We start from the raw sequence: 13,617 nt of genomic DNA, 5'->3' as shown, positions 1-13,617 counted from the left end.
ACCGGCTGCGCACTGCGGCACGCTGGGGCGCATGACCGTGGATGTGACCGAGGCCGCCGGGGCGGCCCAGCCGGGTGCCGGGGCGCGGCGTACGACGAGCACGACGGGGCCGGGGCCGGCCGGCGGCGCCGGGCACCGCGCCGATGACGCGGTCCGCCGGGCGGAGTTGGCCGCCTTCCTGCGCAGCCGGCGCGAGCGGATCACCCCCGAGCAGGTCGGACTGCCGCGCGGCACCCGCCGCCGCACCCCGGGGCTGCGCCGCGAGGAGGTCGCCCAGCTCGGCGCCGTCGGCGTCACCTGGTACACCTGGCTCGAACAGGGCCGGGACATCCACGTCTCCCCCCAGGTGCTGGACGCCGTCGCCCGCGCCCTCCAACTGGACCGCGCCGAGCGCAGCCACCTCTTCGCGCTGGCCGGGACGGCCGATCCGGTGCCGGGCAAGGAGTGCACCGGCGTCCCCCGGGCGCTGCGGGAGATACTCGACGGGCTCGCGCCCTACCCGGCCGCCGTCCACAACAGCCGGTTCGACATCCTCGCCCACAACAGCACCTACGGGCAGTTGATGTGCGATCTGGACACGCTGCCCGAAGAGGACCGCAACTGCATGTGGCTGGCGTTCACCCACCCCGGGTGGCGGTCGATCCTGGTGGATCGGGAGGCGACGATCCGGACCATGACCGCCAAGTTCCGCGCCGCGATGGCCGAGCACATCGCCGAGCCCGGCTGGAAGGCGCTGGTGGCGCGGCTGACGGAGGCGTCGCCGGAGTTCCGCCGGATATGGGCGCAGCACGAGGTCGAGCGCCCGACCAGCGCGGTCAAGGTCTTCCGGCATCCGGCCGTCGGTGTCCTCCAGCTGACCAGCACCAATATGTGGCTGGGGCCCAACGCCGGCCCGAAGGTGCTCACCTACACGCCGGTGGACGAGGTCTCCCGGGAGCGTCTGGTGGAGCTGGCGGCGCTGACGCGGCGGGCGGCCGGGGGCGGGGCGGCGGGGGCGAGGGCGGTGGTGCCGTAGGGCGCCGCCCGGTGGACCGTGCCGTCAGGAGCCGGTGCGGGCCCGGCTGTGGTCGGGGGCCGGTTCGTCCTCGAAGAGGGCGGCGGTGTGCCGGGCGGTGGCGCGGGCCCAGGGGCCGGTGGTCAGGGCGCCGAGCGCGAGGATGGCGGTGCCGCAGCCGACGATGATCCACCAGGCCGGGTGGGCGGCGGCCAGGAACTCGGGACGGGTGGCGCCGGGGCGCGCCCCGCCCGCCAGGACGGCGCCGATCACCGCGACCCCCAGCGACTGCCCGACCTGCCGGCTGGTGGAGGCCACGGCCGCCGCGACGCCCGCCTGGGTACGCGGCATGCCGGACACCGCGGTGTTGGTGATCGGGGCGTTGACCAGGCCGAACCCGATGCCGAACAGGACGTATCCGGTGAGCAGCAGACCGGTGGCGAACTCGGTGTTGAAGGCCGCGAAGAGGGTGCCGCTGATCGCCATGGCGCAGCCGGCGAGCAGCAGCGGCAGGCGCGGCCCGCGGGCGGCGACCAGCCGCCCGGACAGCGGCGCGCAGACCAGCGTCATACCGGCCATGGGCAGCATGTAGAGGCCGGCTTCCAGGGCGGACAGGCCGCGGATGTTCTGCAGATAGAGGGTGTTGACGAACAGGAAGCCGCCGAGCGCGGCGAAGGCGCAGACGGCTATCACGGTGGCGCCCGCGAACGGGGCGCTGTGGAAGAACCGCAGATCGATCAGCGGCTCCCGGCGCCGCCGCTCGTAGCCGATCAGGGCGACCAGGGAGACCAGCGCCACCAGCACGAACATCAGGATCTCGGCCGAGTCCCAGCCGGCGTCCGGGGCCTCGATGATCGCGTACGTCAGCGAGCCGAGCAGCGCGATCACCAGCAGCTGGCCGACCGGGTCGACCCGGCGCGGCCGCGGGGCGCGGGACTCGGGCACGTAGCGGAGGGTGAGGAAGAGCGCCAGCGCGCCGATCGGGACGTTGATCCAGAAGATCGAGCGCCAGCCGACGCTCTGCACCAGCAGCCCGCCGATCACCGGCCCGGCGGCCATGCTGATGCCGACCACGCCGCCCCACACCCCGATGGCGCGGGCCCGCTCCCGGGGGTCGGTGAAGGTGTTGGTGATGATCGACATGGCGACGGGGTTGAGCATCGAGCCGCCGACCGCCTGCACCATCCGGAACACCACCAGCCACCCCAGGTCGGGCGCCAGGCTGCACAGCAGCGAGCCGATCGAGAAGACCACCAGCCCGGCCATGAAGACCCGGCGGCGGCCGAGCCGGTCCGCGGTCGAGCCGGCGAGCATCAGCAGCGAGGCCAGCACCAGGGTGTAGGCGTCGATCGTCCACTGCATCCCGGAGACCGACGCGTGCAGTTCGTGCTGCATCGAGGGCAGGGCGACGTTGAGGACGGTGTTGTCGAGACTGACGATCAGCAGGCTCAGGCAGCAGATCGCCAGAACGAGCAGACGCCGCCGACGGCTGAGATCCGGCATGGTTGAACGCTACAACGATCCGGCCCGTCCGGCCCCCGGCGGGGCGTTCGGCCCGGTGCGGGACAATGGGGTGCATGAGTTCGCTGCTGATCGGCCCGCACAAGGTGCAGCCCCCCGTGGTACTGGCACCCATGGCCGGGATCACCAACGCCCCGTTCCGGACGCTGTGCCGGGAATTCGCCGAAGGCGAGGGCTGGGGAGCCGGGGGCCGCCCCCCGGGAGATCGCAGCAGTGGGGGCAAGGGCCTCTTCGTCAGCGAGATGATCACCACCCGGGCGCTGGTCGAGCGCAACGAGAAGACCATGCAGCTGATCCACTTCGACGCTAGCGAGCGTCCGCGGTCGATCCAGCTCTACGGCGTCGACCCGGTCACCGTCGGCAAGGCCGTCCGCATGATCGTCGAAGAGGACCTGGCCGACCACATCGACCTCAACTTCGGCTGCCCGGTCCCCAAGGTGACCCGCAAGGGCGGCGGCTCCGCCCTGCCGTACAAGCGGCCGCTGCTCCGCGCCATCCTGCGCGAGGCGGTCAGCGGGGCCGGTGCGCTGCCGGTGACGATGAAGATGCGCAAGGGCATCGACGACGACCACCTCACCTACCTCGACGCAGGCCGGATCGCCGTCGAGGAGGGCGTCACCGCCATCGCCCTGCACGGCCGCACCACCGCCCAGCACTACGGCGGCACCGCCGACTGGGACGCCATCGCCCGCCTGAAGGAGCACGTCCCGGAGATCCCGGTGCTCGGCAACGGCGACATCTGGTCGGCGGACGACGCGGTGCGGATGATGCGCGAGACCGGCTGCGACGGCGTGGTGGTCGGCCGCGGCTGCCTGGGCCGCCCCTGGCTCTTCGCCGACCTGGTCGCCGCCTTCGAGGGCGGTGGCGCCCCCACGGCCCCGGGCCTGCGCGAGGTCGCGGCCGTGATGGTCCGGCATGCCACCCTGCTCGGCGAGTGGCTGGGCGACGAGGCCCGCGGCGTGATCGACTTCCGCAAGCATGTCGCCTGGTACCTCAAGGGCTTCGCGGTCGGCTCCGAGATGCGCAAGCGGCTGGCGATCAGCTCGTCGCTGGCCGAGCTGGAAGAGGGGCTGCACGAACTCGACCTGGACCAGCAGTGGCCGACCGGCGCCGACGGCCCGCGCGGCCGGACCTCCGGCAACAACCGCGTGGTGCTGCCGGACGGTTGGCTGCGCGACCCGTACGACTGCGCCGGCGTCGGCGAGGACGCCGAGCTGGACACCTCCGGCGGCTGACCGCTCCCGGGCCGACCGCTCCCGGGCCGCGGCGCGCCCGCCCGGTCCGCGGCGGTCCGGCCCCGCGGCCCCGACCCCTTCCGAGCAGACCCCCTGAGCGGCAGCATGCGGCACAGGCGCCCCGACGGGCGCTGTCCGCCACGGGCCCTCGGGCCCGCGCCTCGGGGAGGGAAGTGACGGCCATGCGCGCCCTGGTCATCGCCCACGACCACATGTCCACCGCCGGCCACGTCGGCGAACGGCTGGCCGAGCGGGGCTATCGGCTCGACGAGATGCTGGTCGTCCCCGCCGACCGGTATACGGCTCCGGACGTCGAGGTGGTGTTCCCGCCTGCGGCGAACTATGGCCTGATACTGACGCTTGGCGCGCCGTGGTCGGTGACCCGCCGCAACGCCTGGATCGAGGCGGAACTGGCCCTGCTGCGCACCGCCCACGACGCCGGCATCCCGGTGCTCGGCATCTGCTTCGGCGGACAGGCGCTGGCCGCCGCGCTGGGCGGCGAGGTGGCGCCGGCGCCCCGCTTCGAACTGGGCTGGAGCCGGATAGCCACCGACGCGCCGGAACTGGTGGGCCCCGGGCCGTGGTTCCAGTTCCACGGCGACCGCTGGCAGCTGCCGCCCGGCGCCCGCGAGGTGGCCCGCAACGAGGTCGGCTCCCAGGCGTTCGTCTGCGGCCGCTCGCTGGGCGTGCAGTTCCACCCGGAACTGACGCCGGAGGTGCTGCGGGCCTGGTTCGACGGGGTCGATCCGCAGCTCCCGGTCAGGGCCGGCGCCGACCCGGACCGACTGGTGGCCGAATTGCGCGCCGATCTTCCCGCGGTCCGGGAACGGGCCCGCGCACTGGTCGACGCATTCCTTGATCACATCGCGGCGGGGGGTCCATATGACGGTACTGGCGCACACATGAGCGCGTGATTCTCGCCACCCTTGATAGGGGTTGCGCTCAAATGAGCACGTGGGGGCGGGCTCCATCTCTCGCATAGGTGGCACCCGGTGCCACTGCTAGCCCGTTCAATCCATCAAGTGAACCGCTGCACCGTGTAGTGAAAGCCTTGCCTGTGACTGCACAGTGCAGTCATGCGTTCAGGAAGTAAACGCTGTGGAAAACGTGCGACCGCATTCGATCTGCTGGCTGACACCGGGTTACGCACGCATGTCGACCAAGTGGACGTACCCATATGCCTTCGATCTGGGTATGTTCCTCGCCGTCAGGGCAGCCCGTCGGCGAGGAGTCAGAGCCGTGTCGGAAACACAAGATCCCCACGTCAACCAGTCTTCGTCGGTGAAGTTCGTCTACGACTTCACCGAGGGGAACAAGGACCTCAAGGACCTCCTCGGTGGCAAGGGCGCCAACCTCGCGGAGATGACCAACCTCGGGCTTCCCGTCCCGCCCGGCTTCACGATCACCACCGAAGCCTGCAAGGTGTACCTGGAGAGCGGCAGCGAGCCGGCGGCACTGCGTGCCGAGGTCTCCGAGCACCTCACCGCCCTTGAGCAGAAGATGGGCAAGAAGCTCGGTCAGGCCGATGACCCCCTGCTGGTATCGGTACGTTCCGGTGCGAAGTTCTCCATGCCCGGCATGATGGACACCGTCCTCAACATCGGCCTCTCCGACGCGTCGGTTTCCGGCCTCGCCGCGCAGGCCGGCGACGAGCGGTTCGCCTGGGACTCCTACCGCCGCCTCATCCAGATGTTCGGCAAGACCGTGCTGGGCGTCGACGGCGACCTCTTCGAGGACGCGCTGGAGGAGGCCAAGCACGCCAAGGGCGTCACCGTCGATGTCGACCTCGACGCCGCCGACCTCCGGGCGCTGGTCGACCGGTTCAAGCAGATCGTTACCAAGGAGACCGGCCGGGACTTCCCGCAGGACCCCCGCGAGCAGATGGACCTCGCCGTCCGCGCGGTCTTCGACTCCTGGAACACCGACCGCGCCAAGCTCTACCGCCGCCAGGAGCGCATCCCCGGCGACCTCGGCACCGCGGTCAACGTCTGCTCGATGGTCTTCGGCAACCTCGGCCCCGACTCCGGCACCGGCGTCGCCTTCACCCGCGACCCGGCCAGCGGCCACCAGGGCGTCTACGGCGACTACCTGCAGAACGCGCAGGGCGAGGACGTCGTCGCCGGTATCCGCAACACCGTTCCGCTCGCCGAGCTGGAGTCGATCGACAAGGCGTCGTACGACGAGCTGATGCGGATCATGGAGACGCTCGAAACGCACTACAAGGACCTGTGCGACATCGAGTTCACCATCGAGCGCGGCAAGCTGTGGATGCTCCAGACCCGGGTCGGCAAGCGCACCGCCGGCGCCGCCTTCCGCATCGCCACCCAGCTCGTCGACCAGGGCCTGATCGACGAGGCCGAGGCCCTCCAGCGGGTCACCGGCGCGCAGTTGGCGCAGCTGATGTTCCCCCGCTTCGACCTGAACGCCCAGGCCGAGCTGATCGGCCGCGGCATCGCCGCCTCGCCGGGCGCGGCGGTCGGCAAGGCGGTCTTCGACTCCTACACCGCCGTCAAGTGGTCGCGCTCCGGCGAGAAGGTCATCCTGATCCGCCGGGAGACCAACCCCGACGACCTCAACGGCATGATCGCCGCCGAGGGCATCCTCACCTCCCGCGGCGGCAAGACCTCGCACGCCGCCGTCGTCGCCCGCGGCATGGGCAAGACCTGCGTCTGCGGCGCCGAGGAACTCCAGGTCGACACCAAGACCCGCCGGCTGACCACCTCCGACGGCACCGTCATCGAGGAGGGCGACGTCGTCTCCATCGACGGCTCCACCGGCAAGGTCTACGCCGGTGAGGTCCCGGTCGTGCCGTCCCCGGTCGTCGAGTACTTCGAGGGCCGGATGCACGCCGGCGCCGACGACGCCGACGAGCTGGTGCAGGCCGTGCACCGGATCATGGCGTACGCGGACCGGGTCCGCCGCCTGCGGGTCCGCGCCAACGCCGACAACGCCGAGGACGCCGCCCGCGCCCGCCGGTTCGGCGCCCAGGGCATCGGCCTGTGCCGCACCGAGCACATGTTCCTCGGCGAGCGCCGGGAGATGGTCGAGCACCTGATCCTGGCCGACACCGACGCCGACAAGGACGCCGCCCTCGCCGAGCTGCTGCCGCTCCAGAAGGCCGACTTCGTCGAGCTGTTCGAGGCGATGGACGGCCTGCCCGTCACCGTCCGGCTGCTCGACCCGCCGCTGCACGAGTTCCTGCCCGACATCACCGACCTCTCGGTCCGGGTCGCGCTCGCCGAGGCCCGCCACGAGAAGCACGAGAACGACCTCCGCCTCCTCCAGGCCGTGCACAAGCTGCACGAGCAGAACCCGATGCTGGGTCTGCGCGGCGTCCGCCTCGGCCTGGTCATCCCCGGCCTGTTCGCTATGCAGGTCCGGGCCATCGCGGAGGCCGCCGCCGAGCGCAAGAACGCCAACGGCGACCCGCGGGCGGAGATCATGATCCCGCTGGTCGGCACCGTCCAGGAGCTGGAGATCGTCCGCGAGGAGGCCGAGCAGGTCATCGCCGAGGTCGAGCAGGCCCGCGGCGTCGACCTCAAGCTCACCCTGGGCACCATGATCGAGCTGCCCCGCGCGGCCCTCACGGCCGGTCAGATCGCCGAGTCCGCCGACTTCTTCTCCTTCGGCACCAACGACCTCACCCAGACCGTCTGGGGCTTCTCCCGCGACGACGTGGAGGCCAGCTTCTTCACCGCGTACCTGGAGAAGGGCATCTTCGGCGTCAGCCCCTTCGAGACCATCGACCGGGACGGCGTCGGCTCCCTGGTCCGCAGCGCCGCCGAGGCCGGCCGGGCCACCCGTCCCGACCTCAAGCTCGGTGTCTGCGGCGAGCACGGCGGCGACCCGGACTCGGTCCACTTCTTCCACGAGGTCGGCCTGGACTACGTCTCCTGCTCCCCGTTCCGCATCCCGGTCGCCCGCCTGGAAGCGGGGCGCGCGGCAGCCGAGTCCCACGGCAGCGACAGCCGCTGACCCCACGGGGCCGTCGGCCCTACGAACCCCCGGATCCGGCGGCGGGCACCCCGCAACCCTCAACGCCCGCCACCACTTCCGGAACCCGACGAGGGCGGCACCTTGTGCGGAGGTGCCGCCCTCGGCCTTGTGCGCGTCGGGGTCATACGTCGTGCGTCCGCGGGGACGGCGAAGGCGGCGCCCGTGCGCACGGGCGCCGCCTTCGCTTTTCTCCGGACTCCCCCCTCGGGAGCTGCCGTCCTCCCAGTCGGCGTGGGAGGCGGCCTCCAACGGGGGGGCTGCGCGGCCGGTTGTTTGCCCATCACCCCCCACGGGATCGAGCAATCCGAGCCGTGCGCACCGCCGTTGAATTGCCTCCAGCATTCCGTCCCGGCGGGGCCCGCGCGACCCTTTTCAAGTCTGGCCAAAAGGGCATGGTGACCGCACGTGTTGGCGTGCATACTCAGGCGTGCCGGGGGGCGACGGAGATAACCAAAGAGTGGGGGTTCGGTGTTACGCGTCCATTTCAGTGGACTCGATCTGGCCCGGGTGCGGATTGCCACGCGCCCCGATGCCCTGTGGGAGACGGTCTTAAGCTTTCACCGACTTCGCGACCGGCGTGACGATTCCACCTTCGGCGGTTGGCGATCGGAAACCCGCGGAAGGTTGAATGGCGAAACGCGTCTGCTGGCGCCGCTGGTGCCCGCCCGCGGGTATTTCCCCGATTTCCTGACGCCCGCCGAGGGACTGCTCGGCATGGACGAGGCGCTCGCCGCGCTGCGCGAGACCCCCGCCGCCCGTCTGCACGGCGAACTCTCCCGGCTCGCGCCCGTCGCGGGCCGCCCGCTCCCCGCCTGGATACGCGCCATGGCGGACGGCGAGAGCCACGCGCTGGGCCGGCTCGCCGGGATACTCCAGCGCTACCACGATGCGGCCGTCGCCCCCTACTGGCACCGGGTGCAAAGCCGCATAGAGGCCGACCGGGCGGCCCGCGGCCGGGCCCTCCTGGACGGCGGCGCGGACCGGCTGCTGGCGTCGCTGCCCCCGATGATGCGCTGGCGCCCGCCCGTCCTGGAGGCCGACTACCCGGTGGACCGGGACCTCCACCTCGGCGGCCGGGGACTGCTCCTGCTGCCGTCGTACTTCTGCCGCCGCACCCCCGTGACCTACTGCGATCCGGATCTGACGCCCGTCCTGGTCTACCCGGTCGAGCACCCCACCCCCCGGCTCACCGCGCCCGCCCCGCCGGACCGTTCGCTGGGCCGCCTGGTGGGCCAGACCCGCTCGGCGATACTGCACGGCATCGGCGTCGGCTGCACCACCAGTGAACTCGCCCGCCGCGTCGACGTCTCGCTGGCCTCCGCCAGCCAGCACGCCACCGTCCTGCGGGACGCCGGCCTGCTGTCCACGCTGCGCCAGGGCAACGCCGTGCTGCACACCCTGACGCCGCTCGGCGCCGCCCTGCTGCGCGGCTCCCGGCTCGACGGGACGGCGGCCTTCGAGCGGTGAGCCCGACCGCGGCCCCCGGCACGGCCGTTGCGCGGAGCGTGCCGCCCGCCCGGCCGCCCCCGCCGCGATGGTTGAGCGGCGGAATATGAGGGGGAACCACCGGAGTTAGTCGAAACCGTCCGCACGCCATTGATCCGTGCCCGGATTTTCGGCGGCAAATAGAGATTCCCTGCGGACTTATTGGTCGTGGTGTGTCCTCGCCCGATGCCGATGCTTCTCGTGACCGCAACACCGCCCCCTCACGGCCCGTTCGGAGAAGTTGCGTGCGTATGCCATTCGTTCTCGAACACCGGCGCCCCGAACGGCCCTTGCCAAACCCCGTCACTACTCTTCGTGTTGTCATCGGCGGCTGGGGCGTGATTGTCAACACCCTTGAATGGGCCGTGAATTGATGCGGTGTCCCGAGGGCGGGCGCCGGTCGTGGAAGAACGGCGCCCACCCCTCAGTCGTCGATGCCGCTGCGCTCCACGCCCGCCACGATGTACCGCTGGAGCAGCAGGAAGACGACCACCAGCGGGACGATCGAGACGCCCGCGGCGACGAACAGCTCGTGGAGGTTGAGGTTCTGTGCGGTGGTGAACGTGGAGAGCGCCACCTGCACCGTCCACGCCGACTGGTCCTGGCCGATCACCAGCGGCCACAGGAAGGAGTTCCACGCCCCGATGAAGACGATGGTGCCGACCGCCGCGAACACCGGCCGTGCGTTGGGCACCACGATCCGCCAGTACGTCCGCCAGTAGCCCAGGCCGTCCACCCGCGCCGCGTCCTCCAACTCCCGGGGGAAGCCGAGGAAGTACTGGCGGAAGACGAAGCAGGCGAAGGCGCTGAACAGGGTCGGGACGACCAGGCCGCGGAGCGTGGAGATCCAGCCGAGGGTGGAGACCAGGACGAAGCTGGGGACGAAGGTCACCGCCGCCGGGACCATCAGCGTGCCCAGGATGGCGTAGAAGACCGCCGAGGCGTGGCGGTAGGGGACGCGGGCCAGGCCGTAGCCGGCCATCGAGGCCAGCACCACCGTGCCCACCGTCGTCGACACCGCGATCACCGTGGAGTTGAGCAGCGCCCGGGCCAGCGGCAGGTTCGGGTCGGTGAAGACCTCGGTGAGGTTGGACCAGTGCAGTGCGTGCGGGAAGAACGTCCAGCTGGGGGCGGTGATGTCGGCCTCGCTCGCCAGGCCGTTGCGGACCAGCAGATAGAACGGGACGAGGAAGAGCAGCGCCAGGGCGATCAGCAGGACCACCCGCAGGGCCCGGCCGGCCCGGGTCAGGGCATCGTGCACGGCGTTCAGTCCTCCTTGCGGCCGAGTCCGAACCAGCGGGCCTGGACCACCGTCGCCACGGCGATGATCAGGGCCAGGATCACCGCGCCGGCACTGCCCAGACCGAGGTTCTGGTCCCGGCCGAGCGCGGTGTAGTAGAGGTACACCAGGGGTGGCCGGGCGTACGGGGGGTAGCCGCGGGCGTCGCTCAGCAGGTTGTAGAACTCGTCGAACGCCTGGAAGGCGTTGATGACCAGGAGCAGCACCACCGCCACCGACGTGGCCCGCAGCTGCGGGAAGGTGATGTGCCGGAAGACCTGCCAGCCCGGCCGGGCCCCGTCCACCGCCGCCGCCTCGTACAACTGCGGGGAGATCCGCTGGAGTCCGGCCAGGAAGAGGATCATGTAGAAGCCGGCCTGGAGCCAGAGCCGCACGGTCACGATGACCAGCCAGTACCAGGGCGGACTGGTCGTGGACAGCCACGCCGTCTGGTCGATCCCGAACCACCCGAGCACGGTGTTCGCCAGCCCGAAGCGCACCCCGTTGAAGAGCGACAGCTTCCAGATCAGCGACGCCACGACGTACGAGCACGCGGTCGGCAGGAAGAACACCGACCGGAAGAACGCGCGGGCCACCCGCAGCCGGTTCACCATCAGGGCCAGCGCCAGCGACAGCGCGAAGGTGGCCGGCACGATGAACGCGGTGAAGAGCAGGAAGGTGCCGAGGCTGCTGAGGAAGGCGCCGTCGCTCAGCATCGCGGTGTAGTTGTCGAGCCCGATGAAGTCGGTCGGGTTCACCGTGTTGTGCGCGTCGAAGAAGCTGAGGTAGACGCTCCACAGCAGCGGTACGTAGGTGAAGAGCCCGAGCCCGACCGCGAACGGCCCGACGAACACCCAGAACCACAGATTCCGCCGCTGCGGGCCGAGCAGCCGGGCCGTGCGCGCGCTCACTTCTTCTTGACCCGCGACAGCTCGGCGTCGACCGTGCGCAGCACGGCCTTCAGCTCGGTCTCCGGATGCGCCCCGTCCTTGATGATCCGGCTCAGCGCGTCCTGATAGGCGTTGCGGTCCGCGCCGGTCCACAGCAGCGGCTCGGCGTAGCCGTGCTCGGTGGCCAGCCGCACCGCGTCGGCCGCCGCCCCCTGCTGGAGCTGCCGGGCCTTCTTCGCCAGGGAGATCCGGGCCGGGATGTGGAACCCGTAGGACAGCGCGAAGTCCTGCTGGAAGTCGGTCCGTTCGATCCACAGCCACTCGGCGAACGCCTTGGCCTCCGCCCGGTGCCCGCTGCGGGCGCTCACCGCGGACGCGTACGCCCCCACCGGCACCGTCGGCTTCCCGTGCGCGCCGTCCTTCGGGAACGGCAGCACGCCGAAGTCGTCGCCCAGCGCCTTCTTGATCTGCGGCAGCGCCCACAGCCCCGACCACTGCATGGCGGTCAGCCCCTGGACGAAGGCGGCCGGGTCGGACCAGTCGGTGGGCGCCCCCAGCAGCAGCGACCTGTCGGCGTACAGCTGCCGCATCTTCGCCAGCACCCGGGCCGCGGCCGGATCGTCGAAACCGGGCCTGCCGTCCTCGGTGATCAGGCTCAGCCCGGCGGCGAACAGCGGTGTCCCGCTGAGCACCCCGACGCCGCCGTCGTTGCCGAGGAACAGCCCCTTGACCTTGCCGGTGGTCAACCTGGCCGCGGCGTCGACCAGTTCGTCGACGCTCTGCGGCGGCTGGACCCCGGCGTCCTTCAGCAGGCTCTTGCGGTAGTAGAGCACCTGCGTGTCGACGGCCTGGGGGATGCCCCAGATCTTGTCCTGCCAGATCTTCGGCGCCAGCACCGCCTGGTTGAAGTCGTCCTTGACCGGCTCGACGAGGTCGGTCAGATCGACCACCTGGCCGGTCTGGATCTGCTCCAGCAGCGGCCCGTTGACCTCGAAGACATCGGGCCCGGCGTCGGTCAGCAGCGCCGCCGCGGTCTGCCGGTCGTAGTCGCCCGGCCGCCACTGGACGGTGACGCTCGCCTTCTTGTACGCGGCGGCGTAGCGCTGCACCGCCTGCTGGGTGCCCGGTTCGCCGTACTGGTGGTACCACTGCGCCAGCGCCGGGCCCGAACCGCCGCCGTTCCGGCCGGTGTTGGACCCGCACGCCGTCGCCAGCGCCCCCGTGAGCGCGATGCCGCCTCCGGCGGCGAGGAGCCGTCTTCTGCCGATCACCGTCATGGCAGGTACTTTGCCGCAACTGGCGTGGGCGCGCAGCAGGTTGTTGGCTATCCCACCGTGGGGGTGCGGTTTCTTTCGCCTTCGGCGGAGGGGTGTTGGGCGGGGCGCCGGTGGGCGCGCACCCCCCCCGGTGGGGGTGGGGGAGAGAGGCCGGGACGGGGTGCTGGAAATCATTCGTCCGCGGGCGGTGGGGCCTGCCACCCTGGGGGGAGTCGACGGAGAGAGAGCGGCCAGGTGGCGGAACTACTGCTGATCGGTGGGCGGTCCGGGGTCGGGAAGACGTCGGTGGGGTGGGAGGTTTCTGCGCTGTTGCGGGCCGCGGAGGTGGGGCATGCCGTGATGGACGGGGACTTCATGGGGCAGGTGCATCCGGCTCCGGAGGGCGACCCGTCGCGCTCCAGGATCACGGAGCTCAACTTGGCCGCCGTATGGGCCAATTACGCCCGGGTCGGCTGCCGACGACTGATCTACACCAACACCGTCAGCGTGCTGCCGGAGAGCGCCGGGATCTTCGAACGGGCCCTGGGCCCCGGAGTACGGATCGTCCGGGTGCTGCTGACCGCCACCGACGCCACCGCCGAGGCCCGGCTGACCGGCCGGGAGCGTGGTTCGGAACTGGCCAGGGAGCTGGCGAACAGCGCCCGCAAGGCCCGCATGCTGGACGACCGGGCAACCGCCGACACGCTGCGGGTGGTGACCGACAACCGCTCCGTCCCGGACATCGCAACCGAGTTGGTCACCGCCACGGGTTGGACGACCCGCACGTGAACGTGGCCCCGCTCCGCATCCCTCACCCCCACCGGGCGGGGGCGCATCCACCGGCGGGAGGGTTCGGGGCCGGGGGGGGGGGGGGGGGGGGCCCGCCGCGGCCCCACCCCCCCCCCCCCCCCCCCCCCCCCCCCCCCCCCCCCCCCCCCCCCCCCCCCCCCCCCCCCCCCCC

General features: G+C 71.5%; 10 protein-coding genes. 6 read left to right on the top strand and 4 right to left on the bottom strand.

Annotated features, from left to right (window positions below):
• Positions 1–31: 31 nt before the first annotated feature.
• On the top strand, positions 32–1,015 hold the full coding sequence (locus ACIQE0_RS06245; RefSeq protein WP_366340072.1) for a helix-turn-helix transcriptional regulator: 984 nt from the start codon (positions 32–34) through the stop codon (positions 1,013–1,015).
• Positions 1,016–1,039: 24 nt separating this feature from the next.
• Here the strand turns inward: ACIQE0_RS06245 and ACIQE0_RS06240 are convergent, their stop codons facing one another.
• On the bottom strand, positions 1,040–2,497 hold the full coding sequence (locus ACIQE0_RS06240; protein ID WP_402329448.1) for an MFS transporter: 1,458 nt from the start codon (positions 2,495–2,497) through the stop codon (positions 1,040–1,042).
• Between the two features lie 65 nt (positions 2,498–2,562).
• Here ACIQE0_RS06240 and dusB point away from each other — a divergent pair, with 65 nt between their 5' ends.
• The 4 genes from dusB (at position 2,563) to ACIQE0_RS06220 (ending at position 9,213) form a co-directional block, all read left to right on the top strand.
• Positions 2,563–3,750 (top strand): tRNA dihydrouridine synthase DusB, encoded by a 1,188-nt coding sequence (gene dusB / locus ACIQE0_RS06235; RefSeq protein ID WP_402329446.1) that lies wholly within the window; start codon positions 2,563–2,565, stop codon positions 3,748–3,750.
• A 182-nt stretch (positions 3,751–3,932) separates the two neighbouring features.
• Positions 3,933–4,664 carry a glutamine amidotransferase-related protein gene (locus ACIQE0_RS06230; protein ID WP_366340078.1) on the top strand — a complete coding sequence of 244 codons (732 nt, stop codon included), beginning with the start codon at positions 3,933–3,935 and terminating at the stop codon, positions 4,662–4,664.
• A 325-nt stretch (positions 4,665–4,989) separates the two neighbouring features.
• Entirely contained in the window at positions 4,990–7,725 is a 2,736-nt protein-coding gene (gene ppdK, locus ACIQE0_RS06225; protein ID WP_402329444.1) for a pyruvate, phosphate dikinase, read from the top strand.
• A 645-nt stretch (positions 7,726–8,370) separates the two neighbouring features.
• Positions 8,371–9,213 carry a winged helix-turn-helix domain-containing protein gene (locus ACIQE0_RS06220; protein ID WP_366340080.1) on the top strand — a complete coding sequence of 281 codons (843 nt, stop codon included), beginning with the start codon at positions 8,371–8,373 and terminating at the stop codon, positions 9,211–9,213.
• A 442-nt stretch (positions 9,214–9,655) separates the two neighbouring features.
• Here the strand turns inward: ACIQE0_RS06220 and ACIQE0_RS06215 are convergent, their stop codons facing one another.
• The 3 genes from ACIQE0_RS06215 to ACIQE0_RS06205 are packed head-to-tail and all read right to left on the bottom strand — an operon-like array spanning position 9,656 to position 12,677.
• Entirely contained in the window at positions 9,656–10,492 is an 837-nt protein-coding gene (locus ACIQE0_RS06215; RefSeq protein ID WP_402329442.1) for a carbohydrate ABC transporter permease, read from the bottom strand.
• 5 nt (positions 10,493–10,497) lie between these two features.
• Positions 10,498–11,421, bottom strand: a complete 924-nt coding sequence (locus ACIQE0_RS06210; RefSeq protein WP_366340084.1) for a sugar ABC transporter permease — start codon at positions 11,419–11,421, stop codon at positions 10,498–10,500.
• Positions 11,418–12,677 (bottom strand): ABC transporter substrate-binding protein, encoded by a 1,260-nt coding sequence (locus tag ACIQE0_RS06205; protein WP_402329440.1) that lies wholly within the window; start codon positions 12,675–12,677, stop codon positions 11,418–11,420. The genes ACIQE0_RS06210 and ACIQE0_RS06205 overlap by 4 nt, the downstream gene beginning before the upstream one ends.
• A 234-nt stretch (positions 12,678–12,911) precedes the next feature.
• On the opposite strand from ACIQE0_RS06205, the gene ACIQE0_RS06200 reads away from it, so the two are divergent.
• On the top strand, positions 12,912–13,445 hold the full coding sequence (locus tag ACIQE0_RS06200) for a hypothetical protein (protein ID WP_366340088.1): 534 nt from the start codon (positions 12,912–12,914) through the stop codon (positions 13,443–13,445).
• Positions 13,446–13,617: the final 172 nt, after the last annotated feature.

It is taken from the genome of Streptomyces sp. NPDC093097, from assembly GCF_044754325.1.
Lineage (GTDB): Bacteria > Actinomycetota > Actinomycetes > Streptomycetales > Streptomycetaceae > Streptomyces.
The sequence above is the reverse complement of the archived record's forward strand: the minus strand, read 5'-3'. Positions and strand labels throughout refer to the sequence as shown.

Bases quoted from the DNA above. Each gene is read 5' to 3' on its own strand.
- ACIQE0_RS06245 (WP_366340072.1), top strand. From the start codon at position 32: ATGACCGTGGATGTGACCGAGGCCGCCGGGGCGGCCCAGCCGGGTGCC.
- ACIQE0_RS06240 (WP_402329448.1), bottom strand. From the start codon at position 2,497: ATGCCGGATCTCAGCCGTCGGCGGCGTCTGCTCGTTCTGGCGATCTGC.
- dusB (WP_402329446.1), top strand. From the start codon at position 2,563: ATGGGGTGCATGAGTTCGCTGCTGATCGGCCCGCACAAGGTGCAGCCC.
- ACIQE0_RS06230 (WP_366340078.1), top strand. From the start codon at position 3,933: ATGCGCGCCCTGGTCATCGCCCACGACCACATGTCCACCGCCGGCCAC.
- ACIQE0_RS06205 (WP_402329440.1), bottom strand. From the start codon at position 12,677: ATGACGGTGATCGGCAGAAGACGGCTCCTCGCCGCCGGAGGCGGCATC.